Below are 25,644 nucleotides of genomic sequence, written 5' to 3'. Positions count from 1 at the left end.
TCACGACAACCTACCGCCTCCGCCCCTCTGCGGGGTCGGCGCCTGTACCCCCTGCGGCCCGCCGGCCGGAGGCGGTCAGCCCCTCCGCAGCCGCAGGGCACGGCCGATCCGGTCGCGTCTGGGGATGGTGCGGAGCACGACGCGTTCGATGGCGTCGCAGTGCGCCCAGGCGGCGTCGGCCGACGCCGGGTCGGGGGTGCGGCCGGCGTAGCCGACCTCGTTCACCAGGCGGGCGAGATCGGGGAGATGCTCGCCGGCGGCGCCACCCACCCGGGTCGCCCCGAAGGCGGCGACCTCCTCCGCGGTGTGCGCCCCGGTGGCGGGCAGCCCGATCTCGGTGAGCCGGTCGACGATCTGCTGCCAGGCGCCGAGCACCCGCTGCCGTACGTCGGCGGCGCCGCGCCGCCTGGCCCGCCGCCGCCAGGGCAGCCAGGCCGCGTAGAGCAGATAGCCGAGGACGAGCAGCAGGGCGCCGGCCGGGGCGTAGATCCACCAGGGGGTGCCGGCCGCCGGGGCGGCCGTCGGCTGCGGGGTGCCGGCGGCCTTGGGCGGTGCGGACGGCCGCGGCTGGTCGGTGATCTGCTGGTCGACCGTCTTGCGGTCCTTCGTCTGGCCGGCCGGGGCGACCGAGCTGCCGTCCTTCGACGTGGTGCCCGGGGTCGGGTAGAAGGGGACCCAGCCGATGCCCTTGAACTCCACCTCGGGCCAGGCCAGTACGTCCTTGCCCGTCACCTGCCAGGTGTCGTCGCCGGTCTTCGTGCCGGGCCGGAAGCCGACCACCACCCGGGAGGGCAGCCCCAGGGTGCGGGCGAGCACCGCGAACGACGCGGCGAACTGCTCGGACGTGCCGCGCTTGCCGTCGGTGAGGAAGAACTCCAGACCGCGGTAGGTGTGACCGGGGATGGCCCGCGGGTCGAACTGGTAGGACTCACGCAGCCAGTCGGCGAGCTTCACCGCCTGCTCGTACGGGAACGAGCTGCCCTCGGTTGCCTTCGCGGCGATCTTCGTGAAGGACGCGACGGACGGGATCGGCTGGTCGGCCGCGTCCGTGCGCGGGAGTTCGACGAGCGCCGGGTCGTCGGCGGCCGGCGCGTACTGCAGCCGCTGCACGTCGTAGACCGGCAGCTGGGACACGGCCGTGTAAGTGAAGCCGCTGGGTGCCGTCCGGTCGGTGGCCAGTACACCGGCGGCCGGGTCCACCGACAGGTCGGTGTGGTCCGGCAGCGTCACGGCCGACGGCCGGTCGGCGGCGGGCAGCCAGATACCGGGCAGCGACTGGACGGTGAAGCGCTGGGTGACTTCCTGCCGCTTGCCAGGATCGACGCCGTGTTCCGCGGGGACCCGGCCGCCGGTGCGCGCCAGCTTGGCGGTGCTGGACCACGTGGTGCCGTTGTACGCGTCCAGCACGGCCAGCCGGTAGTTGCTCTCGGCGGTGGAGCGGACGGTGAAGACCTTGGCGTCGCCGCTGCGCATCAGCGCCGCGACCTGGTCCAGCGGACTGATGGACTCCGGACGGACGGTGGGCGGGGTGATCGCGTCCCGCGGGTCGTACGAGGCGCCCATCCCCGGGAGGCCGGTCCCGGCCAGCACGGCGATGAGGGTGAGGCCGAGGACGACCGGCAGCCCGAGCGCCAGCCCGCGGACGGACAGGCTCACCCGCGACCGGACCAGCGCCAGCAGCGCGGTGAGCGCGGCCAGCGCGGCGACCACCGGGTGGTTGGACCCCGGGCCGTCCACGCCGAGCACCAGCGGGAAGCCGAAGGCGAGCACCGCGGGCAGCGCCGGGAGCAGCGGGGTGCGGGTGCGCAGCGCCAGTTCGGCGGAGGCGAACGCGGCGAGCCACAGCACCGCGTGCGGCAGCACCAGCAGCCGCGCCTCACCGGGGACCGGAAGGATGGTGGTCAGGACGGCGTGCGGGGCGTCGAGCAGCGCGGGCCAGATGGCGCGCGGCCCGCCGTCCCGGAACATCGTCAGCCAGACCGTGCCGGTCCAGGCGGCGACCGTCAGCACGACGGACGGCCAGAGCGGACCGGTGCGGCCCTTGCGGGACAGGGCGCCCGACAGCAGCGCGGACAGGGCGATCGGCGCGAGAACGGACACCGCGAGCACCGGCAGCAGGTCGTGGGTGCTGAACACCCGGTGCCAGCCCAGGCCGGAGGCGGCGAGCAGCGCGGCGACCGGCAGCAGCGACCACAGGCGGCGGGCGCGCCCGAGGCCGTCGCCGCGGGTCGCGACCGGGGTCTTCGGACGGTCGGTGCTCGGCCCGGTGGGCGCGGGCGCGGCCCAGTCCCAGTTCGGGCCGCCGCCCTGCGGCGGCAGCGGCGCGGTACGTGCGGGACGTGTGGTGGCGCTCAACGGACGGCCTCCCAGCGCCAGCCGGCCAGCAGCGCGTCCAGGGACGCGATGTGCAGTTGCGGTACGTCGACGGTGGCGCTCGACACGCCCTGCGCGTCGGGCGCGGTCCTGTCCTCACCGGCGCGCAGCATCGTCACCCGGTCGAAGCGCCGCCGGACCCGGCCGAGCGCCGTCAGTCCGTCGGTGTCTCCGGTGCCGGTGACGACGACGAGCGAGCCGCCGCCCCGGTGGTGCTCCAGCCCGTCGAAGGCGGACGCCGCCGACGTCCGGTCGGAGCGGCCGATGAGCGCGAGCCGGTCGAGGAGCGCGTCGGCGTCGTTGCCGGAACCGTCGGTGTGCAGGATCGGGCCCGCCTCGCTGAGCACGTGCACCGGGAAGTTGGAGCGGGCGGCGGCGTACGCGATGGACGCGGCCGCGTCGACGGCCAGCTCGAAGTCGTCGTCGGAGACGTACGCGCCGGGCCGGGTGTCCAGCACCAGCGTGGTGTGCGGCAGCGACACGTCGACCATCTGCCGCACCATGAGCGTGCCGGTGCGGGCGGTGGACCGCCAGTGCACCCGGCGCAGATCGTCGCCGAGCACGTATTCGCGCAGCGCGTGGAAGGTCAGCGACCCGTCGTCGGCGGTGTCCGAGGTCGGGCCCTCGACATGGTGCGCCTTGCCGGACGGCAGCACCGGCAGCAGACAGATGCGCGGTCGGACGACGAGGGTGTCGGCGGCGCCGTAGGACCGGATCCGGCGCGCGAGACCGAGCGGGTCGGTGCGCTCCAGCCGCAGCGGGCCGACGGTGATCCTGCCCCGCCGGGCGGTCGGCAGCGCGTAGTGCAGCTCCTGCGAGCCGCCCGCGCGCAGCACCGGCACGTCCATGGTGAGCGGCTGGTCGCCGCACAGGTCGGTGGCGCGCAGCCCGCGCCGGGTGCGGGTGCCGGTGTTGGTGAGGGTGACGATGCCGTCCGCCGGGTCGCCCCGGCCGACCTTGCGCGGCGCGATCCGGCGGTCCGCGGCCAGTTGCGGCTTCGGCACCGTCCAGATCACGGCCGTGACGACCGCGGCCAGGCAGGTCAGCCCGAGCGCCGCGGCCTCTCCGTACCCGTACCCGTAGCCGGCGCCCAGCAGGGCGGCACCGGCCAGCAGCGTGCCCCAGCCGGTGGCGGACAGCGGGCCGGCGCCCGAACGGCGGGTGGCGTCGGCCGCGGGCATCAGATCCGCGCCCCGCCGGCCGCCTGCGGCACCGGCACCGTCGCCAGGACCTCGGCGATGACGTCCGCGCCCGTACGGCCGCTCAACTCGGCCTCCGGGGTCAGGATCAGCCGGTGCGCGAGGACGTGCACGGCGAGCGCCTTGACGTCCTCGGGCAGCGCGTAGCCGCGCGACTGGGAGGCGGCCCGCACCCGGATGGCGCGCAGCAGCGCGACGGATCCGCGCGGGGACGCGCCCAGCCGGACGTCGGGCAGCGTCCGGGTCGCCGCGACGACCCGCACGATGTAGTCGTAGAGCTGCTCGGCGACCTGCACCTGCGTCGCGACCTGGATGAACTCCGCGATGTGGTGCGAGGAGGCGATCGTCGAGAGGGAGTCGGGCGAGGTGTTGGCGGCGGAGCCGGTGAGCACCGCGACCTCCGAGGCGTGGTCCGGGTAGCCGACCGTGACGCGCATCAGGAAGCGGTCCAGCTGCGCCTCGGGCAGCGCGTAGGTGCCGCCCATGTCCACGGAGTTCTGCGTGGCGAGCACCATGAAGGGGCGCGGCACCGGGTGGGTCTTGCCGTCGGCGGTGACCCGGCGCTCCTCCATGACCTCCAGCATCGCCGACTGCGTCTTGGGCGAGGCGCGGTTGATCTCGTCACCGAGCACGATGTTCGCGAAGACCGGGCCGGGCAGGAAGTCGAACGTCCCGGTGTTCTGCCGGTAGATCGTCACGCCGGTGATGTCGGACGGCAGCAGGTCCGGGGTGAACTGCACCCGCGCGAAGTTCGCCTCGATCGATGCGGCCAGGCAGCGCGCCAGCGTCGTCTTGCCCGTCCCCGGCACGTCCTCGATGAGCAGGTGCCCCTCCGCGAACAGGCAGGTCAGCGCCAGCTCGACGGTGTCGCGCTTGCCCTTGACGACCCGCTCGATGTTGTCCCCGAGCGCGTGGAAGCACTGGGCGAAGAGCGCGACGGCGTCGTTCTGCTGGTACTGCGGGGGAACGCTCATGACGTGCTCGCACTTCGGTTGTCGGTGGGGAGGAGGGGGGTCACTGGCATTCCCAGACGGCGGAGTTGAAGCGTGAGTCCAGATAGACGTCGGCGACATAGCCGTTTCCGTAGCTGGACGAGATCTTGCCCCAGACGTCGCTGGTGACGTGGTCGTAAGGCTGGGTCTCCGAGCTGCCGGTCGTCCGGCAGTGCACGGCGACGGAGCCCGTGTAGTTCGCCGGGAACTGATTCACCCGGGTGCCGGTCTTGGTGCTCGGGTCGCTGCGGATCGCCAGCGGGTCCGGGTCGTTGCTGTTGTGCGTGATGTTCATCGCCACGTCCGGCGGCGTCAGGTCGATCGTGCCGCTCGTGGACGCGCCCGAGCCCGCCGCGTTGCTGCTGCTCACCGTGACGTCGTACCGCTTGCTGTTCTCCAGGCCGGTGACCGACTGGCTGGTGCTCTGCGTGGACTCGCTGCCGCCGGGCCAGGTCACCTTGTAGGTGACACCGGATCCGCCCGAGGGCGCCTTCCAGCTGACCTTCGCGCCGTGCCCGCCGCCGTTGTTGCTGATCTTGAGGCTCTGCGGGGCGCCGGGGGCGACACAGGGGCGGACCGGGGCCGAGGACTTCGACTCCTTGCTCGCCGCGCCGCCCGCGTACTCCGCGACGACCGTGTAGCTGAACTCCGTGCCGCAGGCGCCGCCGTCGACCTGGAAGGTGAAGGGCCCGTTCGGGCCGACCTCGGACGGCGTCGCCGTCTGGCCGCTGCCCACTCCCTTGAGCAGATAGCGCTTGGGGGTGAGCCCGGAGGCGGGCTGGAACGTCAGCGTGATGGAACCGTCGCCGGACTGGGCCTGCGGGGTGCCGGGGGTCTGCGGTTCCGGGCAGCCCGCTTCCCAGTTGATGGCGCAGTTCTTCGTCGGGGTGGTCGGCGGCGCCTGGGTCGGCGGCGGCGTGGTGGCCGGCGCGTGCGTCGGCGGCCGGGTGGTGCCGCCCTGGCCCTTGCCCGGGCGGGTCGGCTGCTGCGCCTGGTGGGTCGGCCGGGAGGACGGCACGTTGTCCTCGACGGGCTTGTCGTTCTTCTTCCGGGCCGTCGGCACCTTGTCCGTGTACTTGCCGATGGTGTGGACGTCGCCGCCCGCGTTGATGACGGCGGCGGAGCTGTTGTTCTGGTCGTTGACCCACAGCAGGCCGTTGCGGACGAAGAGTTCCAGGTTGCCCGGCTTCTTCGTCACGTTCACCGAGTCCTGGAACGCCGAGGTCGCGGTGTCGTAGACGAGCAGGCTGCCGGTGGTCCCGTCCGGGATGTACACCTTCTTGCCCAGCACCTGCGGCGCGCCCAGCGCGTGCCCCTGGATCGGGACCTTCGCGTTGATGGACTGGCCGCTCGTGACGTCGACGAGCGCGAGCGCGCCGCTGTCGGAGGCGAGGATCGGCACCATCGGGCTGTCGGTCGTGGCGGGCACCAGGATCTTCACCGGGGCGGAGTCGTTGATCCCGCCCTGCAGGTTGAAGGTCTGCTGGGTGCCGGCGACGGTCAGCACCTTGGTGACGGCGTCCGTCCGGTCGGTCACCACCGGCCGGCCCTGCGCCAGGGTGAGGACCAGGTCGTGGTCCGGGGCGGCGACCTTGACCTCGGCGCTCTTCGCCCCGTTCACGAACGGGACGACGGTGCCCTTGGCGGGCTGCGGAACCCAGAGCGTGCCCTGGGAGTCGACGGCCGCGGTGCCGAGCCCCGGGCCCAGCTGGACCTTGTCCCCGGTCGGGGTCGTCAGCGCCGGGTCGATCCGCTGGACCGTGCCCTTCGCGGCGTCCACGACGTAGGCGTACGTGCCGCCGGAGACGAGCTGCAGTCCGCTGGTGCCGTAGTTCGTCGACTGCTCGGCGGTGAGCTGCGAGGGGTCGATCCGGACGACCTTGCCGGTCTTCCGGTCCAGCACGAGGACGGTCCTGCCGTCCTGCGCGATCGTCACGGAGTGGCCGTTCATGCCCGGCAGCTTGACCTTGCCGTCCACATCACCCGTCAGGCCGTTGGCGTGCGAGGCCTCGCTGGAGCCGCTGCTGCCCAGCCAGGCGCCGATGTCCGCGAGCCGCGGGATCGAGCCCGCGGCGCCGACCCCGACCGCGACGGAGGTGGCGATGAGGGCGCCGACCGCGCCGATCGCCAGATAGCCGGTACTGCGGTTACGGGTGGGGCGCATCGTCGCCCACAGGGTGGTGGCGGCGGAGCCCGCTCGCTGTCTCAGCACCGCCCCGCGACCCGGCGCCGGCGCCGCGGCGAGTGTCTCTTCGCTGAGCCTGCGCGGACGCAGTCCCCTCGTCGATCCGGCCCCCGACATATCCAACCCCGTCCCGCACCACAAGCCGTCGTCACCGAGCATTTGTCTTGAGACTGCAGATTATCCGGCCCGCGAGGGCGATGTCCCGGGCGCAGGGCACCCCGTGACAAGCATGTGACGCTCCGGACACCCGGCGGCCCGGCCAGGGGCTTGTCCGACGCCTGGCGTACGCTGAGCTGGTCCGTCTTGTACCCCTTCGGAAGGGACAGCACCGGTGAGCGATTACGCAGCCGTCCTCGATCGCGCCGCCGCCGGCGGCCGCATCACCCCGGAGGAGGCGCTGGACCTGTATCGCTCCGCCCCGCTGCACGCCCTCGGGTCGGCCGCCGACGCCGCGCGCCGCCTCCGGTACGCGGGTACCGAGCACATCGCGACGTACATCATCGAGCGGAACATCAACTACACGAACTCGTGCGTCACCGCGTGCAAGTTCTGCGCGTTCTACGCCGCGCCGCAGAGCGACAAGGTCTGGACGCGCGACATCGCGGACATCCTGCGCCGCTGCGCGGAGACCGTCGAGCTGGGCGGTACCCAGATCATGTTCCAGGGCGGCCACCACCCGGACTACGGCGTCGAGTACTACGAGGAGCACTTCGCCGCGATCAAGAAGGCGTACCCGCAGCTGGTCATCCACTCGCTGGGCGCGTCCGAGATCGAGCACATGTCCCGCATCTCCGGGGTGACGGCCGAGGAAGCGATCCGGCGGATCCACGCCGCGGGTCTCGACTCCTTCGCGGGCGCGGGCGCCGAGCTGCTCCCGGCCCGGCCGCGTACCGCCATCGCGCCGCTCAAGGAGTCGGGCGAGCGCTGGCTGGAGATCATGGAGATCGCGCACAACCTGGGCGTCGAGTCGACGTCCACGATGCTGATGGGCACCGGCGAGACCAACGCCGAGCGCATCGAGCACCTGCGCATGATCCGTGACGTACAGGACCGTACGGGCGGCTTCCGCGCCTTCATCCCGTACACCTACCAGCCGGAGAACAACAAGCTGAAGGGGCAGACGCAGGCCACGATCTTCGAGTACCTGCGGCTGATCGCCGTCGCCCGGCTCTTCCTGGACAACGTCGCCCACATCCAGGGCTCCTGGCTCACGGTGGGCAAGGAGGTCGGCCAGCTCTCGCTGCACTACGGGGCGGACGACCTCGGCTCGATCATGCTGGAGGAGAACGTGGTCTCCTCGGCCGGTGCCAAGCACCGCTCGAACCGGATGGAGATCATCCAGCTGATCCGCTCGGCCGGCCGGGTGCCCGCGCAGCGCGCGACCACCTACGAGCACCTCGTCGTGCACGACGACCCGGCGAACGACCCGGTCAACGACCACGCCGTCTCGCACCTGTCGTCGACGGCGATCGAGGGCGGCACGGCGCACCCCGAGCTGAAGCTGCTCGCCGCCAACTGAATGCTCACGATCCACAGCGGAGACAGCGGCACCGGACGGGCGGTCGCCGTCTCCGGCGACCGGATCGTGGCGGTCGGCACGGCCGATGAGCTACGCGTGCAGTTTCCGCAGGCGAGGGTGCGGGAATGGCACGGGGCCCTGGGCCCCGCGCTGGTGCACGCGGCACCGGTACCGGACGCGCCGAGCCCGCGGGAGCGGATTCACGCCCTCTTGCGGCTCGGGGCGACGGCGGTGGTGGACGGGTATCTGACGGATCCCGCCCTGCGGGCCGCCGCCGCCCGCGGCGGTCTGACGCGGGTGCCCGCCGGATCCGTGCCGCCCGCGCTGGTCCCCGGCGGCCGGGCGGACCTGGCGGTGTTCGACGCCGGCGGCGCCTGTGTGGCGACCGTGGTCGGCGGACGGCTCGTGCACCGGCGCGCATGACCGCCGCGGGCGTGGTGCACCAGCGCGATCAGGCTGAGCTGCAGCCGTGAGACACCGCCGAGCTTGAAGCGCAGGCTCGCGACGTGCAGCTTCACCGTACGTTCGGTGATGCCGAGTTCCTCGGCGAGCTCCCGGTTCGAGGCGCCGTCCCGCAGGCTCATCAGCACCTCGTGCTCACGGCCCGTCAGATCGGGGATCAGCCGCAGCCCCGCCAGGACCGCGCTGCCATGAGGGTGGGGATCGTCTCGCAGTCCGGTCCCGCAGACCTCGCACACCGGGCAGAGCAGATGCACGGATTCCCCCCGGAAGCCTGGACTTGAGCAACGGAAGGCTATATCAGCCCGACTCAGCCGGACAGCGAATCGGCCAGGCGCATCCGCGCCTGCTGCTGATCCTTGAAGTTCTTCAGGACTTCCGCGTTCTTCTCGATCAGCACCTTCTGGTACGCGGACTCGACGGCGTACCAGACGCCCACCAGGTTCACCTGCTGCTTGCAGGCGACGTCGGCGGTGGCGGTGGTGACCGCCCGCGCACCCGACAGATCGGTCAGCCCCAGCGCCGCGGGGACGCCCAGCGGCGACGGGACGCGGTAGCCGTGCCCGGCCATGCACGCCGACCAGTCCCGGATCACCCGCACCACCCGGGAGTCCTGCCGTGAGCGCTCGTTGGCCTCGGCGTTGAGGTTCTGCGGGAAGGTGATGTCGACGGCGGCGGCGTCGGGCGCGTAGAGCCTGAGCCCCGATTCGCCCGTGCAGCCCGCGACGGGGATCTTGATGCCGTTGACGACCCCGGTGTTCTTGTCGGAGGTCCTGGCCTTCTCCGCCTCCTCCAGGTTCGCGGGGAGGGACTTGGGGTCCAGATCGGGCGGTCCGTCCAGGACGAGGGACTCATTGGTCCCCCTGGCCGGGCGCGGGGCGCGGACCGGCGCCTGCTGCGGCGGGTCGCCGTAGCCGTACTTGGCGGCCAGGGACGGGCTGGACACGCCGTAGCGGCGGCCGTTCTCACCGTAGACATCCGTGCCGACGGTGGATTCCGGTGCGGTGTAGCGGAAGCCGTAGCGCCGCATGCACTGGTCGATGAGGACGTCCTGGGCCTTCTGCAACTCCTGCCGCTGCTCCGCCGGGACGAGGTAGACGTCCATCGGGAACGTCAGCCCGTTGCTGTCGAGCAGCTGGGGCGGCGCGCCGACCGCCGGCTCCGCCCGGTCCCCGGGCGCACCGGACTTCGCCTCCTCGGAACCCGCGCCGGAAGCGGATCCGCAGCCCGTGAGGCCCGTCAGGAGAACGGCGAGCAGGGCGAGGCGGACGGCGGGGGCGGTGGCACGGCGGCTGGGCATCGGCGGACTCCGGGGGACGCGAGGTGCGGGCGGCGCGGATCGGCGCAGGTCGGCGCACGGGCTCCGCCGCTCCCGCCCGCGGTGCGGACGGAGCGGCGGGACCGCGGATCAGCCGGGGTTGGCGGACGAGATCTTGTTCTTGAAGTTGGTGCTGGCGTTGCTCCACGTGTACGCCGGGATCCACCCGTGCACCCCGGCGCGGTAGGCGTCCGTCCAGACGCTCCACGTCTGCGCGTCCCGGTTCCAGTACGACTCGGTGTTGTCGTTGGGCGAGATGCTGAAGTTGGCGGCGTACCGGTCACCGGCGAAGTTGTTACCCGCGTAGAACAGGTCGAACAGCAGGTTGGTGCGGTTCTGGGCGTAGTAGAGGCCCAGTTCACCCGGCTCCAGGTTGCCGTCCTTGCCCAGCGCGTCGGCCGGTCCCGCGCAGACGAGCGAGGCGGTGCCGAGCGCGGCCAGTGCCAGGGTCGTGGCGAGAGTCCGGCGGAGAGTGGTGCGGTTGACGGGCGTCATGCGGCGTTCCTCCCTGATGCGTGGTGCGTGAAGCCGCGACGGCGGCGCACTATGCGACCAGAGGGAATGTCGTTGTATCTACTGTCCTTTGGGACAGTAGAGCGGCTGTTCGACCGCGGCTACGCTGGTCGATCGTGCACAGCGCAGACCGGACCTCGTCCCGTACTCTCCGTACCTCCTGCCGCCCGATCCCGCTGCTCCTGCCCGTGCTGCTGGCCGCGGCGCTGGGCGCCGGTGGCTGTTCGGTGGACTCCGGGCCCGGGACACCCGGCAACTCCGGCGGGAGCGAGCAGGTCAAGGGCAACACCACGACGGTCGACCCGGTCCCCGCGGCGTTCCTGGAAGCGATGCGGCAGGAGACGAAGTGCATGCGTGAGCACGGGATCACGGACTATCCGGACCCCAGCCCGGCGACCGGTGAGTTCCAGTACCCGGCCGAACTGGGGCAGCGTCTGAAGCAGGATCCGTCGACCGCCGCCATCTGGCACACCTGCCAGGCGAAGTCCGGCGGCGACGGGATCCAGGGTGGCTGACGCACCGGTCCTCGCACGGCGCCGGATCTGGGTGATCGCCGTCGCGGTGGGCGCGTTGGCGCTCTCGGGCACGGCCGCCGGGGCGTCGCTGGTCATCAAGTCGCCCGCCCAGGAGGCCGCGGAGCGCGCGGCGCCGGCCCCCGACCTGCTGACCGCGCCGGTGGAACGCCGGGTCCTCAAGGACTCGGTGATCCTGCGCGGCACGGTGCGGGCCGGCCAGTCGGTGGACGTCTCGCCCTCCGTCACGCCGGGGGAGGGCGCCGCCACACCGGTCGTGACGAAACTGCTGGTGGCTCCCCGCGCGACGGTGACCGACGGCAAGGTGCTGCTGGAGGTGTCCGGGCGGCCGGTGTTCGCGCTGCGCGGCGCGCTGCCGGTGTACCGGGACCTGAAGCCGGGCGCGACCGGCGGCGACGTCGCCCAACTGCAGCGCTCGCTCGGGGAACTGGGCCACCGGTCGGGCGACGACCCGCCCGGGACCTTCGGGCCCGGGACGAAGGCGGCGCTGACGGGGTTCTACGCCTCGATCGGCTACGACCCGCTGCCGGCCCACGCGGACGGCGGCGAGGCACTGAAGGCGGCGCGGGACGCGGTGACCGCGGCCGAACGCGCCCTCCAGGACGCGCAGGACGCACAGGACGCACAGGACGAAATGGACGCGGCGAACGAGCCGTTCCTGTCCCCGACCGGAAACCCGTCGACCGGAAACCCGTCGACCGGAAACCCGTCGACCGGAAATCCGCCGGCCGGGAAACCCGCCACCAGCAAGGCCGCCAAGCGCGCCGTGCAGCGGGCCCGGGAGGATCTCGGCAGCGCGCGGACCGACCTCGCCGCGGTCCTCGCCACCGACGGGCCGATGCTGCCGGCGGCCGAAGTGGTCTACCTGGACGGCTTTCCGGCCCGGGTGGACTCCATACCCGCGCACGTCGGATCGAAGGTGTCGGGAGCCGCGGTCATGACCGTGTCGGCCGGCGCGCTGGTGGTGCAGGGCACGCTGCAGGAGTACCAGAAGGGGCTGGTACGGCCGGGGCAGCGGGTCCAGATCCTGTCGGAGGTCAGCGGGGTGACCGCGGCGGCGACGGTGGCCTCGGTCGCCACGGCCGTCGACGGCGGACAGGCGCCGGGGCAGACGTCCGAGGGGCAGCAGGACCAGGATCAGGGACGGGGGCAGGACCAGGGCGGGACCTCCGGGCCGCGCGGATATCCGATGGTGGTCCGCCCCGACCAGCCGCTGGATACACAACTGGCAGGTCAGGACGTCCGCTTGACCGTGGAGGCGGCTTCCACCGACGGGGTCGCGCTCGTCGTCCCCGTCACCGCGATCTCGGCGGGCGCGGACGGCCGCACCGTCGTCACGGTCGTCGCCAAGGGTGGCGCGCAGCGCCGGGTGGAGGTCAGGCCGGGCACCACCGGGGACGGTTTCGTGGAGGTCGTCCCGCTGGGGGGCGGCGTGCTCGCGGAAGGCGACCGGGTCGTCACCGGAGTCAGGGACACCTCCTCCGGAACTCCGTCCAAGGACGCTGCCGGGGACGTCTCCAAGGACGCGTCCAGTGGTCGCTGAGGTCCCCGCAGTCGAGGCCCCCGCGGTCATCGAACTGCGGCAGGCGGGGCTCACCTATCCCGGCCCGCCGCCCGTCGCCGCGCTCACCGCATGTGAACTGACGGTCGGAGCAGGCGAGTTCGTGACCGTCGTCGGCCCCTCCGGCTCCGGCAAGTCCACCTTCCTGAACATCGTGGGCCTGCTCGACGTGCCCACCTCCGGCAGCTATCTGCTCGACGGCATCGACACCGGCGCGCTCAAGGACGCCGACCGCACCGCACTGCGCGGCCGGCGCATCGGCTTCGTCTTCCAGTCCTTCCATCTCCTGCCGTACCGAAGTGCCGTGGAGAACGTCCGGCTCGCCCTGCTGTACGGCGCCGTGCCACGCGCCGAGTCCCACGAGCGGGCCCGCGAGGCACTGGCCAGGGTGGGTCTCGGCCACCGGCTGGACGCCGTGCCCACCCGGCTGTCCGGCGGCGAGCAGCAGCGGGTGGCCATCGCGCGGGCCCTGGTCTCCCGCCCGTCGCTGCTGCTGTGCGACGAGCCGACCGGCAACCTCGACACCGCCACGGCGGGCGCGATCCTGGGCCTGCTCGACGAACTGCACGCCGACGGCATGACGATCGTCGTCATCACCCACGACCCGCTGGTCGCCGCCCGCGGCGCGCGCACCGTCTCGATCCGCGACGGCGTGCTGACCGAACGGGCCACGGTGTGAGGTTCCGCCGGCGCGCTGCGCGCGGGGGGAGTCCCGTCGAGCCGTCCGTCCTCCCGCTGCGCGAGCTGCTCTCCGAGTCGCTCGCCGGGATGCTGCAGCGCCCCGGCCGCTCCGCGCTCACCGCGCTCGGCACCGTCCTCGGCGTCGGCACGTTCGTGGCGATCCTCGGGCTGACGGCCACCACGTCCTCACAGATCGACTCCCGCTTCGACCTGCTCACCGCGACCGAGGTGACGGTCGAGGACACCAGCGTCCAGCAGAACGCGTTCGCCGGTCCGGTCTTCCCGGCCGACGCCGACGAACGCATCGGCCGGCTCGGCGGCGTGGAGCACGCCGGCGTCTACTGGACGGTGCACCCCGCCGGCAGCGCCACCGTCCGCTCCTCGCCGGTGGGCGCCGACTCCGGCGGCGAGGAGATCGGCATCGTCGCCGCGTCCCCCGGAGCCCTCCTCGCGGCGGACCCGCACCTCGCGCAGGGCAGGCTCTACGACGCCTACCTGTCGCGGGGCGCGCAGCCGGTCGCCGTGATCGGCTCGGGCATCGCCGCCCGCCTCGGCATCACCACCCTGGAGACGTATCCGGCGGTGTTCATCGGCGACCAGCCGTTCACGGTGGTCGGGATCATCGACGACACCCGCCGCAAGGCGGACTTGCTGCTCTCGGTGATCGTGCCGCGCACCACCGCCGAGCGGATCTGGGGCCCGCCGAAGGGCGGCGACGCCAGGATGCTGATCGCCACCAGGGTCGGCGCCGCCGGACAGATCGCCCATGAGGCCCCGACCGCGCTGCGCCCCGACCACCCCGAATACCTGAAGGCCGTCCCGCCGCCCGACCCCCGCACGCTGCGCGGCACCGTCACCGGCGACCTCAACCAGCTGTTCCTCCTGCTCGCGGCGATCTGCCTGGTCATCGGCGCCGTCGGCATCGCCAACACCACCCTGGTCGCCGTCCTGGAACGCACCGGCGAGATCGGGCTGCGCCGCGCCCTGGGCGCCCGGGGCCGGCACATCACCGCCCAGTTCCTGGCGGAGTCCGGCGCCCTCGGAGCGCTGGGCGGGCTGGTGGGCACCAGCCTCGGCGGCCTCACGGTCGTGATCGTCGCCCTCGTACGGGACTGGACGCCCGTCGTCCATCCGGCGACGATCGCCGCCGCCCCGGTGATCGGGCTGCTCACGGGCCTGCTCGCCGGCCTCTACCCGGCGCTGCGGGCCTCGCGCATCCAGCCGGCGGAGGCCCTCCGCCGCTGATCGCCGCCTGATCGTCGCCTGATCCGCGTCGGAAAAGGGGATCCGCCGGTGACCCCGGGCCGGGGTGGCGGGCGCGGGGTGGAGAATGGGCCCGTGACCCGAGCCTCCCTGGAAAAGCAGCCGCACGAAGTCGCCGCGATGTTCGACGACGTAGCCGCCAAGTACGACCTGACGAACGACGTGCTGTCACTCGGCCAGGCCCGGCTGTGGCGCAAGGCCGTCGCGCAGGCCCTCGACGTCCGGCCCGGCGAGCGCGTGCTCGACCTCGGTGCCGGCACCGGCACCTCCTCGCTGCCCTTCGTCGCGGCCGGCGCCCAGGTCGTCCCGTGCGACTTCTCCGTCGGCATGCTGCGCGAGGGCAAGAAGCGCCACCCGTCCCTGCCGCTCACCGCGGGCGACGCGACCAGGCTGCCGTTCGCCGACGGTGTCTTCGACGCGGTCACCATCTCCTTCGCGCTCCGCAACGTGCACGACACGGACGCCGGGCTGCGCGAGATGCTGCGCGTCACCAAGCCGGGCGGCCGCGTCGTGATCTGCGAGTTCAGCAGCCCGACCTTCAAGCCGTTCCGCACCGTCTACACCGAGTACCTGATGCGGGCCCTGCCGCCGGTCGCGACCGCCGTGAGCAGCAACCCGGACGCATACGTCTATCTCGCCGAGTCCATCCGCGCCTGGCCCGACCAGGCGGCGCTCGCCTCCCGGCTCCAGGAGGCCGGCTGGGCCAAGGTCGCCTGGCGCAACCTCACCGGCGGTGTCGTCGCGCTGCACCGGGCAGCGAAGATCGGTCAATAACCGGGCAGTTGTGAGGGCGGTGACAATAAACTCCGGGGTCTGAACGAGGACGGCCGTTCCCGACGGCCGTTCCCCGACACACGATCCCGACACCCGGAGTGCCCCATGCCGTTCTGCCCCGCCTGCGGCAACGCGTCGTCGGACGATGCACGTTTCTGCATGAAATGCGGCCGTGAACTGGGGGCGCCTCCGATACCGGCCCAGCCGCCGGCCGAGGGCCAGGAGCCTCCCGAGCGGCAGGAGCCGCCGGTGAGCGGCCAGGCCCCGCCGGCCCCCGGGCAGCCGCCCGCCCCGCCGACCGCACCGCCCACGTACGGCGGGCCGCCCTACGGGCCCCCGGCGTCCGGGCCGCCCGTCTACGCCCCGCCCGCCTACGCGCCACCTCCGTACGCCCCGACCGCGTACGCCCCCGCGCCGCAGGGGCCCTCGCCCATCGCCCTGTTCCTGCGCCGCACCGTCTCCGGCGACTGGACCGGACCGCTCAAGGCGGGCCTGTGGCCCACCGCGGTGCTGCTGGCGTTCGCCGCGGTGATGGCGACGCAGTCCAACCGGCAGACCGACGCGGCCGACCTCGGTTACGGCGACCGGCTGCGCGGCTACCTCGCCATGGTCCTCACGGGCGTCGGCGGCATCTTCGGCGCCAAGGTCACACCGGGTGACGGCGGTTCGTCCTACGACGACTACGACGGCAGCACCGCCGCCCCTTACCTGAGATCGTCGACCCAGGACACCCTCACCCTGTCGATCGTGCCGCTGGTGGTCACCATCCTGTGGGGCCTCGCCCTCGTCCTGGCCCTGCGCCATCTCCGCCGCACCCAGACCGGCGCCGAGGCGGCGATCCGGGTGGCGGCGGTGTGCACCGCCGGCGCCCTCGTCCTGGCGCTCGTCGGCCAGCCGGGTCTCACGGTGACGGACGGGGAGTCCGGGGACCGGATCGACATCACGTCCGGGCCGTTCACCGTGCTCCTGTGGACCTTCGTGCTCAGCCTGCTGGTGGGTCTGTTCGTGCTGTGCCGCGACCGGCTGGACGGACACCTGGCGACCAGCCCGGGCCTGGCCGCCGCGACCCGCGCCCTGCGGGCCGCGATCCTGGCGCTCGGCATCGGGGTGGGCGTGTGCGCGCTCATCGCCCTGATCGTCCTGGCCGACCACTCCGACGAGATGGACAACGGGAGCTGGATGGGCGTCTCGTTGCTGATCGTGAACGGGGGGCTCTCGGCTCTGGGCCTCGCCTGGGGAGTGCCGGTCGAAGCGACGCGGTCGGGATCGGGCTACGACAGCGAGCGGTTCGGCCTCTCCGACCTGGGGCAGTTCGGTGACGGCTGGCCCATTCCCGGCGCCCTCGCCGCCGGTGCGGTCTGCGCGCTGATCCTCGGTGTGGTGGCCGTCCGCCGCTGCGCCGACCGGCGCGAGCAGTGGCTGGCGGCCGGCTTCTACGCGGGGCTCTTCGTGCTGCTGATCGCGATCGGCGGCACGAAGGGCGAGTACACGGAGGGCAGCAGGTCCGCGACGGTGGAGGCCGCCTCCAGCGTTCCGGAAGCGCTGCTCTTCGGGCTCTTGTGGGCCTTCGGCGGGGTGCTCGCCGTGACGTTCATCCTCCGGGTGCGCGCGGGAGGGCCGGGCGGTCAGGGCGGCCCCGGCGGTCAGGGCGGGATTCCCGGCTACCCGCAGGGTTGCCCGCCCGCCTACCCGCCGGGATACGGGCAGCCCTCGCAGCCCTCCCAGCCCTCCCAGCCCTCCCAGCCTTCGCAGCCTTCGCAGCCGGGCTTCGTGCCGCCGCAGGGCCTGCCGGCACAGGACCTGCCGTCAGAGGGACTGCCGTCCTATGGCGGACAGCCGTACGACGCGCCGTCGGCCGGGGGTTTCACGGAACCCGAGCTGCTGCTGAACCTCAACGCCTCGCCCGAGAAGCCGGCCAGGGCGCCCCGCAACCGGCTGCTCGTGGTCGGGCTGATCATGCTCGGCGCGTTCGCGATCGGGGGTGTGGCCACCGCGGGCGTGATCATGTTCAACCGGAACGACGACAAGCCGGCGAATCCGTCCTCCTGCCCGTCCGCGCCCGCCTCCTCCGGGGACCGCACGGAGCTGTGCGCCGAGTCCCCGTCCCCCGGCGACGACGGCACCCCGTCCGACGAGCCGAGCCCGTCCGACAGCACGTCCGACGCTCCGTCCGACAGCGCGACCAGCGACCCCTTCGGCAGTCCGACGGAGGAGTCGTCCGACACTCCGTCCGACACCCCGGCCGACGATCCGTTCGGCAGCACGTCGAACGCCCCGGCCGGCCTCCCGAGCGGCTCGGTCTGAGGCACACGGGGAGCTCGGGGCGTCCCGCACCGAGAGCCGCCGCCCGCACCCGGGCGGCGGCCTCATAGACTCGGCAGGAGCCAAGACCCCTCGCCGAAACCGGAGAGCCCACCGTGACCGACACAGCCCTGTCCGAGAACAGCGCCGATGTGATCGTCGTCGGCGCCGGGCCCGCCGGTTCGACGACCGCGTACTACCTGGCCAAGGCGGGACTCGACGTCCTCCTCCTGGAGAAGACCGCGTTCCCGCGCGAGAAGGTCTGCGGCGACGGGCTGACCCCGCGCGCCACCAAGCAGCTCGTCGGCATGGGCATCGACATCTCCGAAGAGGCCGGCTGGCTCCGCAACAAGGGGCTGCGCATCATCGGCGGCGGCGTCCGCCTCCAGCTCGACTGGCCGGACCTCGCCTCGTACCCGGACTACGGACTCGTCCGCAAGCGCGAGGACTTCGACGAGCTGCTCGCCCGCCAGGCGCAGAAGGCCGGCGCCCGGCTGCACGAGCGCTGCAACGTCGGCGCCCCCATCCGTGACGAGCGCACCGGCCACATCATCGGCGTCGAGGCCAAGCTCGGCGAGGAGAAGACCCCGGTCACCTTCCACGCCCCGCTGGTCGTGGCCGCCGACGGCAACTCGACGCGGCTGTCCCTGCACATGGGCCTGCACCGCCGCGAGGACCGCCCGATGGGCGTCGCGGTCCGTACGTACTTCACCTCGCCCCGCCACGACGACGACTACCTCGAATCCTGGCTGGAACTCTGGGACAAGCGCGGCACCGAGGACCGGCTGCTGCCCGGCTACGGCTGGATCTTCGGCATGGGCGACGGCACGAGCAACGTCGGCCTCGGCATCCTCAACTCGTCGAAGGCCTTCCGGGAGCTGGACTGGCGCGAGGTCCTCAAGACGTGGTGCGCCTCCATGCCCGCCGACTGGGGCTACACCGAGGAGAACCAGGTCGGCCCCATCCGCGGCGCGGCCCTCCCGATGGCCTTCAACCGCCAGCCGCACTACACCAAGGGCCTGCTGCTCGTCGGCGACGCCGGCGGCCTCGTCAACCCGTTCAACGGCGAGGGCATCGCCTATGCGATGGAATCCGGCCAGATCGCCGCCGACGTCATCGTCCAGGCGAACGCCCGCCAGACCCCCGCCCAGCGCGAACTGGCGCTGCACAACTACCCGCGCATCCTGAAGGAGACGTACGGCGGTTACTACACGCTGGGCCGCGCCTTCGTGAAGCTCATCGGCAACCCGCGGGTCATGAAGGTCATCACCGAGCGAGGTCTCACCCACCCGGTCCTGATGCGCTTCACCCTCAAGATGCTCGCCAACCTCACGGACCCGACCGGCGGCGACGCGATGGACCGCATCATCAACGGCCTGAGCAAGGTAGCCCCGAACTCCTAGCCGTTGGGGAAGCCCTTGCCCTTGGGGTTGCCCTGGGGATCGGCGGCGTAGCGCGCGGGCGTGGTGCCCACGTGCCGCCGGAAGTGCCGGTTCAGGTGGGCCTGGTCGTAGAACCCCACCTCGGTGGCGACGTCGGCCGGGCGCCCGCCCGCGAGCAGCAGCCGCCGCGCCCGGTCGATGCGCAGCCCGGTCAGATAGACGTGCGGCGGCAGACCGTACGTCTGCTTGAAGCAGCGGATCAGATGGGTGGGGTGCGAGCGCAGCAGCGCGCTCGCCTCGTGCAGGGCGATGCCCTCCGACACCCGGGCGTCCAGCAGTTCCCGCAGCGCCACCGCCAGCCGGGCCGCCTCGCGGCCGGGCCGGCGGGTGCGGGCGGCGGCCAGATGGACATTGAGCCGCTCCCGCACGAAGGCCAGCCGGGACTCGCCCTCGAAGACGTCGGGAGCGTCCCCCGCGGCTCCTGCATGCCCTGCGTCTCCGAGAGCGTCGTGCAGCTGTCCGATGCGGTGGCGCAGCAGCCCGTCGATGAGCACCGGGCGGTCGACGGCCGTCCCCGTCAGGTTCTCGGGTAGCACGCTCCGGTCGAGGTACAGCACCCGCTTGCGGAATCCGGCGGGAGTCGCCGTCCGGCCGTCGTGGAAGACCCCGGGCGGCAGCAGCAGCGCCGCGGTGTCGGTTCCGGAGACGCCGTGCCGGTGCCGGTCGAGGCCGAAGTCCACCGACCCGTCGTCGACGATCATCAGCGTCCACGTGTCATGTGTGTGCGCGGGATAGGCGTGGTCCAGGAAGTGCGCGTGGAAGACCTCGGCGATGCCCGGAACCGCCGGCCGCCAAGCGGTGATGCGTGAGTCCGTTCGCTCTCCGCCCATGCGAGGAACGTACAAGACCGGTGGGCGCGCGCCGGGACACGCTCAGGGGGACCAGTCGGCCGGACGGGTCGGCCGGACCGGTCAGCCGCATCAGGAAGGGTTTTCTCATGACCACCCCGATACCCGTTGTTGTGCCCGCCGTGGTGAACATCTCCGACGCGCTCGCCCGGTTCAGCGACCACTGGGCGCAGCGGAAGATCGCCGGCATCAACGACTACGAGGTCAAGATCGCCAAGCTGCACGGGGAGTTCGTCTGGCACACCCACGAGGACACCGACGAGTTCATGCTCGTCATCAGCGGCCGGCTCACGGTCCGGTTCCGCGAGGGTGACCGCATTCTCGACCCGGGCGAGTTCGTCGTGGTCCCGCGCGGGGTGGAGCACTGCACGGCCGCGGAGGAGGAGACGTCCATCCTGCTGCTGGAGCCCGCCGGGGTCGTCAACACCGGCGACGCGGGGGGAGAGCTGACGAACGCCGTGCGCGAGCTGGAGCCGAGCTGAAACGACGCCTGAAGGCCGACGCGCGCCGGGAGGCGGGTCCCGCCGCCCCGGCGCGTACGTCAGTCATGCCAGGTCAGGCGCCGACGACTCCGGAGTCGGAGATGGTGACCTTGGCGGAGGTCTTACCGCTCCGCGAGCCGAAGCCCTCGATCTTCGTGACCAGGTCCTGGCTGGCCTGGTCGGCGACCTCGCCGAAGACGACGTGCTTGCCGTCCAGGTGCGGCGTGGCCACGGTGGTGATGAAGAACTGCGAGCCGTTGGTGTTCGGCCCGGCGTTCGCCATCGACAGCAGACCCGGCTTGGAGTGCTTGCGGGTGAAGTTCTCGTCGGCGAACTTCGCACCGTAGATGCTCTTGCCGCCCGTGCCGTCACCGCGGGTGAAGTCGCCGCCCTGGAGCATGAAGCCCGGGATGACGCGGTGGAACGAGGACCCCTTGTAGCCGAAGCCCTGCTCGCCGGTGGCCAGCGCGCGGAAGTTCTCCGCGGTCTTGGGAGCCACGTCGTCGTACAGGTTGAAGGTGATGCGCCCGGCGGGGGCGTCGTCGATGGTGATGTCGAAGTACACGCTGATCGTCATGCCCCCATCCTGACACCCCGAGCCGCCACCGGCCGATTCCTGGGGGTCCGGCCCGCCCGCCGACCGCTCTGACCTGGCCTTTCACAGTTCGAACCAGACGGCCTTCCCCGGCCCCGCCCCGGCCGGCCGCACCCCCCAGTCGATGGCACAGTCCCCGATGAGCGCCAGCCCCCGCCCCGACTCGTCACCCCCTTCGGCCGCCCGCCCGGCGGGCAGGCCGGGCGCGAAGTCGTGCACGAGGACGCGCAGGGTCGCGCAGGAGTCGGGGGCAGCGGGGCTGGGGCCGGGATTGGTGCCGTGGGTGGTGGCGGTGACGGCTCCGGTTCCGGTGACGGCTCTGGTTCCGGTGTCGGTCGGGGTGCGGCGACCGGTCCACTCGGCCGAAAGCGTCACCGGTATCGAACAGCCGCTGCTGTGGCACGCGTTGACCGCGTTCGTCACGGCCTCGGACGTCAACAGCAGCGCCGTATCGGTGAGATCGTCCCGCCGCGCACTCCGCAGGAGTGCGCGAACGGCTTCACGAGCGGACCGCACCCAGACGGGGTCGGGCGGGAAGACTAGGGTGCGTCAGCCTTGGATTTCGCCGAACTGGAGACGTCATCCGCAGCGATCAAGACCTTCCAGGTGATGTTCGTGCCGGGAATGCTCCAGACCGCTGCGTACACCAGAGCCCTGTTCGCGGCTGGTGAACCGAACGCTGAACCGGCGCTCTTCGATCGATACGTGCAGTTCAGGCAGCGGCGCAAGCAGGTGCTGACCGGGGACTCTCCGCCGCAGTTCCATGCAGTGATCCATGAGACGGCGATCCGCATGTCCTTCGTAGGGGTCGACGTTCTGCGTGAGCAACTGGAGCACCTCATCGAGATGGCGCTCATGCCGCACGTCCACATCCAGATCATGCCCCTCGCGGCGCCGGTCTTCCCTGCGGTGGACAAGCCCTTTGTGATCTACGATCCGGGGTTGTCCGAATTGAGTACTGTGCATGTGGAGCATCCGGTCTCCACCGCCTTCCTCAGCGAGCAGTCCTACTTGGCGCAGTACGCCGATGCCTTCGACCGGCTTACCAGCTCCGCCTTGGCGCCGCTCGATCCCAAATCGGAGCCCGGGGTCTTCGCCAAGCGGGACTCGATCGGTCTCATCCAGCACTTGCTGTACCTCTTGTGAAAGGCACACCAATGTCGGAACTCATCTGGCGGAAGTCGAGCTTCAGCGGGTCAGGCGGCAACGGCAACTGCCTGGAAGCGACGGCAACCCCCACCGGCCTCGTCCACTTCCGTGAAAGTGACCGCCCCGGCGAGGTCCTCAGCACCACCCCCGCCCACTGGGCGGCGTTCCTCCGCGCCATCAAGGGCGGCGAAGCCGGGCAGTTGTAGCAGCGACAGCGGTTCAAGCCCGAGCGCTGGTTGTCAGGGGCCGCCGCCGGCCCGGAGGGTCGTTACGCGGCGTGTGCCTCGAACCACAGCGAACCTAGTTCGTGTCCCGGGGTGAGGCGGACGTCGGAGTCCAACGCAGCGGCCAGCGTACGGAGCAGCAGTATCGTCGGCTCGGTGCCACCCTCTTCGATGCACTCGATGGCGTCCTGTGTCATTCCGGCCCGTTCCGCCAGCTCCGCCGTGCTGAGACCGAGGGCCACGCGTCGGTCGTAGAGGGCTTTGCCGAACGCCAGGGACTCTCGGATCGCGATCCGCTCGGGGTCCTCCGTATCAAGGCTGGAGGGAACCCAGCGGGTGTGCCGGCCTGCCATTACGCCTCCCGCTTGTACGACTCGTTCACAGGTCCATGATGCTCGCTGTCACAGACTTTCTGCGCGCGCACAGCCCGATCAATCTGCGCCTGCTCGTGCTGCTTGGTCTTGCGGAACACGGTGAGTAGCACGATCGTCCTGCTCGGCGTGATCCAGTAGGTGATGCGGGCGGCAATGCTCCGCAGGCGGATGCGAAGCTCTCGAACCGGCCCCTCAAGGTGGTCGGACCAGGGGCCTCCGATTCTTGTACCCAGTTCCGCCAGCAGGCTGACGACCTCGTCCACACGCTTGAAGTCGTGATCGCTGAGGCTGTCGAGCCACGCGCGGACTTCCGGTTCGATTTCGACGCGGTACAACTCGCTCACCGGCCGTTCCTTCCACCCCATGCTCCGCACCCGCCGTCGCTCGATGAACAACGGTGTCGTCGTCGCGGGAGTCACGGCATGGCGAGTTCAACGGCTCGGATGAGCTCGAACCACGTCGTCTTGCCGTTGCCAGCGTGGAGTTTGGACCACCTTCTTCGTCGGGATGTGGTGCGGGTGTGACGGGGGATGTCCTGCGGGCCCTGAGGGGCGGTCTTTTGGTGGGTTCGGATCACTAAGGTCGGCCAAAACTCAATATGGCGGGGGTCCGGCCACACAGATTGATCCGTTGGAGGTTGGGCGGGGTTCGAGAGCCGAGGCTCGATCGTCATTCCGCTGCCCGCCCGCCGGAGCCGGCCCTGGCGCCCGCCCCCAGAAGCCGCGCTGCCTCACCGGCCGAACCAATCCCTGACCCCGCTCGGGGAGCGCGGCGAGCCGTTCTCACTGGCAGGCGCACAGCGCCGACGCCCGTTCCTCCGCCCGGTCAAGGCGCGAAGCGACGCAGAAGGACACTTCGCGATCTTTGAGTTCAGCCACTGCCTGGCCCGCGCCGCCCCACAGGCCGCTCCACCGCCCACGAACACTCACACGGAACATACGGAAGGGCCGCCGGCCCGAGCGGGGGACGGCGGCCCTACGTGGGGGGAAGCGGGGGAGCTGGGGGTTGGACGTCAGACCACGCGGGTGGCGAAGTCCGGCATGGACCAGCTCATGTCGTGGACGCCGATGCCCGTGCTCGGGTTGGCGGCGTCGAGGTACTGGTCGCCGCCGATGTAGACGCCGACGTGGTACGCGCTGCCCTGGCCGCCCCAGAAGACCAGGTCGCCGACCTGGAGGGAGCTGATGGAGACCGGGGTGCCGGTGTTCGACTGCTCCTGGGAGGTGCGGGGGAGGTCCACGCCGATCGTCCTGAACGCCGCCTGGACCAGGCCCGAGCAGTCGTACGAGGACGGGCCGGTGCCGCCCATGACGTAGGCCTTGCCGACCTGGGCCTGCAGGAAGCTGATGACGCTCGCGATGCTGCCGCTCGCCTTGGAGGCGGTGGAGGACACCTTCGAGGACGAGGAGCTGGACGAGGACGACACCGAAAGCTTGGTGCGCTCCGAGGAGCGGGACGCGGCCTGGGTGGCGGCCTCGCGCTCGTCAGCGGCCTTGGCGGCGGCAGCCTTGGCGTCGGCGGCCTTCTTCAGCTCGGCCCGCTTCGTCGCGGCTGCGGCCTTCCTGGCCGCGGCGGCAGCGGCGTCCTCGGCGGCCTGCAGCTTCAGCTGGACGACCGTCTGGTCGATGGCTGCGGCGGCCTGCGCGGCGGAGGCGGTGGTGCTCAGTGCGGGCGTCTGCTCGGCGGTCGTCGCGGTTCCGACCGGAGCGGGCGTGTGGTTCGAGTGGTCGGCCATGGCCGGAGCGGCCGCACCACTGAGGGCGAGCGCACTGACGACGCCGCCGACGATTCCGGCCCGGCGGACCCAGTTCGGGTTACCGGGGGCGGCGTGCCGTCGGCGGCGTATATGCGATTCGGATTTGGTGGTCCGGTTCAGGTTTGGGGACATGGAGTCCTGGCTATCAGGATGCGCCGGTTCCGTTCAACAAAGGTGGGATGCGACACAGTTGTCGTGTGCACGGCCGAATGTCCTTATTTGGATCTTGCTCACCCGGACCATATGTCCGACTCGTTCCCGAGCCGCCGCGGAGCGCTCGTGAGTGGGTTCACGTGCGTCAGCGGGACCTTCGTCCCGTTCACCCCTAAGGGGGCGGCCGTCGCTATCACGCCATTCGGTCCAGGGCGAATTTGCGTCTCGCGAGGGGCCCTTGATAATGCGCGCGTCGCTGTGACCAGGGGTAACGTAGATGAATGTGACGTCAAGTGATTGTTTGTGCCGCATGCGGTGCAAGATCACCGCTCATCAGCCTTCATGATCATTCGTCAGGTGGTGGAGATCACAAAGCCGTTGGCCCACCCCGTGTCGCAGATCACAGACCGCCGGGCATAAGATGCAGGCGGCTTGGGCTTGTGAACTGCCTCACATAGACGCGATCTTCACATGAACGCGATCTTCGTGAGGCGGGCACGACCCGAGCGCATGGTCCCTCCCCCGGCGGGGGGACCCCCACGCAGTCATCGGCGACTGGAAGGAGCGGGGGACGATGAACGCCTATGCGCCCATCCTCGTGTTGGGCGGCCTCGGGGCCGGCTTCGCGATCTTCTCCGTGATCACGGCCTCGATCGTCGGACCAAAACGGTACAACCGGGCCAAACTGGAAGCATATGAGTGCGGCATCGAGCCCTCTCCGCAGCCCATCGGCGGCGGGCGCTTCCCCATCAAGTACTACCTGACGGCGATGCTCTTCATCGTCTTCGACATCGAGATCGTCTTCCTCTATCCCTGGGCCGTCACGTTCGACTCCCTGGGGATTTTCGGGCTCGTGGAGATGCTCCTCTTCGTGCTCACCGTCTTCGTCGCCTACGCATACGTGTGGCGGCGCGGCGGCCTGGAATGGGACTAGGGGACAAGGGGCCAAC

24 protein-coding genes and 3 pseudogenes are annotated in these 25,644 nt (G+C 71.5%); 14 read left to right on the top strand and 13 right to left on the bottom strand.

Features of this window, described 5'->3' with window-relative positions; genetic code table 11:
- Positions 1-75: 75 nt before the first annotated feature.
- From C6N31_RS03505 to C6N31_RS03490, 4 genes are read right to left on the bottom strand one after another with little or no spacing between them, the layout of a single operon-like run.
- Positions 76-2,355 carry a transglutaminaseTgpA domain-containing protein gene (locus C6N31_RS03505; protein ID WP_138355179.1) on the bottom strand — a complete coding sequence of 760 codons (2,280 nt, stop codon included), beginning with the start codon at positions 2,353-2,355 and terminating at the stop codon, positions 76-78.
- The gene (locus C6N31_RS03500) at positions 2,352-3,554 is read right to left on the bottom strand and encodes a DUF58 domain-containing protein (RefSeq protein ID WP_138355180.1); all 1,203 of its coding nucleotides are present in this window, start codon (positions 3,552-3,554) and stop codon (positions 2,352-2,354) included. Before C6N31_RS03500 ends, C6N31_RS03505 begins: the two co-directional genes overlap by 4 nt.
- On the bottom strand, positions 3,554-4,546 hold the full coding sequence (locus tag C6N31_RS03495) for an AAA family ATPase (RefSeq protein ID WP_138355181.1): 993 nt from the start codon (positions 4,544-4,546) through the stop codon (positions 3,554-3,556). The genes C6N31_RS03500 and C6N31_RS03495 overlap by 1 nt, the downstream gene beginning before the upstream one ends.
- Before the next feature lie 40 nt (positions 4,547-4,586).
- The gene (locus C6N31_RS03490; RefSeq protein WP_138355182.1) at positions 4,587-6,776 is read right to left on the bottom strand and encodes a fibronectin type III domain-containing protein; all 2,190 of its coding nucleotides are present in this window, start codon (positions 6,774-6,776) and stop codon (positions 4,587-4,589) included.
- Between the two features lie 304 nt (positions 6,777-7,080).
- On the opposite strand from C6N31_RS03490, the gene mqnC reads away from it, so the two are divergent.
- Positions 7,081-8,268: a cyclic dehypoxanthinyl futalosine synthase gene (gene mqnC / locus C6N31_RS03485; protein WP_138355183.1), complete on the top strand. Its 1,188-nt coding sequence runs from the start codon at positions 7,081-7,083 to the stop codon at positions 8,266-8,268.
- Positions 8,269-8,373: pseudogene (locus C6N31_RS46870) on the top strand (imidazolonepropionase-like domain-containing protein); the annotation flags it as partial.
- A 95-nt stretch (positions 8,374-8,468) separates the two neighbouring features.
- On the opposite strand, the gene C6N31_RS45490 reads toward C6N31_RS46870, so the two are convergent.
- The 3 genes from C6N31_RS45490 to C6N31_RS03470 form a co-directional block, all read right to left on the bottom strand.
- Positions 8,469-8,984 (bottom strand): response regulator transcription factor, encoded by a 516-nt coding sequence (locus C6N31_RS45490; RefSeq protein WP_138355185.1) that lies wholly within the window; start codon positions 8,982-8,984, stop codon positions 8,469-8,471.
- A gap of 53 nt (positions 8,985-9,037) precedes the next feature.
- Positions 9,038-10,027, bottom strand: coding sequence for a hypothetical protein (locus tag C6N31_RS03475; protein ID WP_138355186.1), 990 nt, complete (start codon positions 10,025-10,027; stop codon positions 9,038-9,040).
- A 108-nt stretch (positions 10,028-10,135) separates the two neighbouring features.
- Positions 10,136-10,540: a peptidase inhibitor family I36 protein gene (locus tag C6N31_RS03470; protein ID WP_138355187.1), complete on the bottom strand. Its 405-nt coding sequence runs from the start codon at positions 10,538-10,540 to the stop codon at positions 10,136-10,138.
- Between the two features lie 134 nt (positions 10,541-10,674).
- Between C6N31_RS03470 and C6N31_RS03465 the strand changes: the two genes are divergently transcribed.
- From C6N31_RS03465 to C6N31_RS03435, 8 genes and pseudogenes are all read left to right on the top strand, one after another.
- Complete coding sequence (locus C6N31_RS03465) at positions 10,675-11,073, top strand: hypothetical protein (protein ID WP_138355188.1); 399 nt, start codon at positions 10,675-10,677, stop codon at positions 11,071-11,073.
- On the top strand, positions 11,066-12,634 hold the full coding sequence (locus C6N31_RS03460) for an efflux RND transporter periplasmic adaptor subunit (RefSeq protein WP_307811191.1): 1,569 nt from the start codon (positions 11,066-11,068) through the stop codon (positions 12,632-12,634). Before C6N31_RS03465 ends, C6N31_RS03460 begins: the two co-directional genes overlap by 8 nt.
- The gene (locus tag C6N31_RS03455; protein ID WP_307811190.1) at positions 12,624-13,331 is read left to right on the top strand and encodes an ABC transporter ATP-binding protein; all 708 of its coding nucleotides are present in this window, start codon (positions 12,624-12,626) and stop codon (positions 13,329-13,331) included. Before C6N31_RS03460 ends, C6N31_RS03455 begins: the two co-directional genes overlap by 11 nt.
- Positions 13,332-13,420: 89 nt before the next feature.
- On the top strand, positions 13,421-14,578 hold the full coding sequence (locus tag C6N31_RS03450; protein ID WP_138355205.1) for an ABC transporter permease: 1,158 nt from the start codon (positions 13,421-13,423) through the stop codon (positions 14,576-14,578).
- Positions 14,579-14,671: 93 nt separating this feature from the next.
- Positions 14,672-15,370 carry a demethylmenaquinone methyltransferase gene (locus tag C6N31_RS03445; protein WP_138355190.1) on the top strand — a complete coding sequence of 233 codons (699 nt, stop codon included), beginning with the start codon at positions 14,672-14,674 and terminating at the stop codon, positions 15,368-15,370.
- Between the two features lie 105 nt (positions 15,371-15,475).
- Positions 15,476-15,544, top strand: a pseudogene (locus tag C6N31_RS46030) (zinc-ribbon domain-containing protein); the annotation flags it as partial.
- A 75-nt stretch (positions 15,545-15,619) separates the two neighbouring features.
- A complete protein-coding gene (locus C6N31_RS03440) occupies positions 15,620-17,674 on the top strand; it encodes a hypothetical protein (RefSeq protein ID WP_232484682.1) in 2,055 nt (684 codons plus the stop codon).
- A 113-nt stretch (positions 17,675-17,787) separates the two neighbouring features.
- Positions 17,788-19,074 (top strand): geranylgeranyl reductase family protein, encoded by a 1,287-nt coding sequence (locus tag C6N31_RS03435; RefSeq protein ID WP_138357572.1) that lies wholly within the window; start codon positions 17,788-17,790, stop codon positions 19,072-19,074.
- Here the strand turns inward: C6N31_RS03435 and C6N31_RS03430 are convergent.
- Positions 19,071-19,943 carry a helix-turn-helix domain-containing protein gene (locus C6N31_RS03430; RefSeq protein ID WP_138357571.1) on the bottom strand — a complete coding sequence of 291 codons (873 nt, stop codon included), beginning with the start codon at positions 19,941-19,943 and terminating at the stop codon, positions 19,071-19,073. The two genes, C6N31_RS03435 and C6N31_RS03430, sit on opposite strands and share 4 nt — an antisense overlap.
- Positions 19,944-20,050: 107 nt before the next feature.
- On the opposite strand from C6N31_RS03430, the gene C6N31_RS03425 reads away from it, so the two are divergent.
- Complete coding sequence (locus C6N31_RS03425; RefSeq protein WP_138357570.1) at positions 20,051-20,443, top strand: cupin domain-containing protein; 393 nt, start codon at positions 20,051-20,053, stop codon at positions 20,441-20,443.
- Positions 20,444-20,516: 73 nt separating this feature from the next.
- On the opposite strand, the gene C6N31_RS03420 is transcribed toward C6N31_RS03425, so the two are convergent.
- Positions 20,517-21,020 (bottom strand): peptidylprolyl isomerase, encoded by a 504-nt coding sequence (locus C6N31_RS03420; RefSeq protein WP_138357569.1) that lies wholly within the window; start codon positions 21,018-21,020, stop codon positions 20,517-20,519.
- An 81-nt stretch (positions 21,021-21,101) separates the two neighbouring features.
- Positions 21,102-21,563: pseudogene (locus C6N31_RS03415) on the bottom strand (ATP-binding protein); the annotation flags it as partial.
- Positions 21,564-21,593: 30 nt separating this feature from the next.
- Here C6N31_RS03415 and C6N31_RS03410 point away from each other — a divergent pair.
- Both C6N31_RS03410 and C6N31_RS03405 read left to right on the top strand, forming a co-directional pair.
- A complete protein-coding gene (locus tag C6N31_RS03410; protein WP_138357567.1) occupies positions 21,594-22,184 on the top strand; it encodes a DUF5753 domain-containing protein in 591 nt (196 codons plus the stop codon).
- A gap of 11 nt (positions 22,185-22,195) precedes the next feature.
- On the top strand, positions 22,196-22,393 hold the full coding sequence (locus tag C6N31_RS03405) for a DUF397 domain-containing protein (protein WP_138357566.1): 198 nt from the start codon (positions 22,196-22,198) through the stop codon (positions 22,391-22,393).
- A 62-nt stretch (positions 22,394-22,455) separates the two neighbouring features.
- Here the strand turns inward: C6N31_RS03405 and C6N31_RS03400 are convergent, their stop codons facing one another.
- The 3 genes from C6N31_RS03400 to C6N31_RS03390 form a co-directional block, all read right to left on the bottom strand.
- Positions 22,456-22,764 (bottom strand): helix-turn-helix domain-containing protein, encoded by a 309-nt coding sequence (locus tag C6N31_RS03400; RefSeq protein ID WP_138357565.1) that lies wholly within the window; start codon positions 22,762-22,764, stop codon positions 22,456-22,458.
- On the bottom strand, positions 22,764-23,129 hold the full coding sequence (locus tag C6N31_RS03395; protein WP_198357089.1) for a type II toxin-antitoxin system RelE/ParE family toxin: 366 nt from the start codon (positions 23,127-23,129) through the stop codon (positions 22,764-22,766). The genes C6N31_RS03400 and C6N31_RS03395 overlap by 1 nt, the downstream gene beginning before the upstream one ends.
- 668 nt (positions 23,130-23,797) lie before the next feature.
- Positions 23,798-24,673 (bottom strand): C40 family peptidase, encoded by an 876-nt coding sequence (locus tag C6N31_RS03390; protein ID WP_138357564.1) that lies wholly within the window; start codon positions 24,671-24,673, stop codon positions 23,798-23,800.
- Between the two features lie 595 nt (positions 24,674-25,268).
- On the opposite strand from C6N31_RS03390, the gene C6N31_RS03385 reads away from it, so the two are divergent.
- Positions 25,269-25,628 carry an NADH-quinone oxidoreductase subunit A gene (locus tag C6N31_RS03385; RefSeq protein ID WP_138357563.1) on the top strand — a complete coding sequence of 120 codons (360 nt, stop codon included), beginning with the start codon at positions 25,269-25,271 and terminating at the stop codon, positions 25,626-25,628.
- Positions 25,629-25,644 lie beyond the last annotated feature (16 nt).

It is taken from the genome of Streptomyces fildesensis (genome assembly GCF_016107395.1).
GTDB classification, from domain to species: Bacteria; Actinomycetota; Actinomycetes; order Streptomycetales; family Streptomycetaceae; genus Actinacidiphila; species Actinacidiphila fildesensis.
The sequence above is the reverse complement of the archived record's forward strand: the minus strand, read 5'-3'. Positions and strand labels throughout refer to the sequence as shown.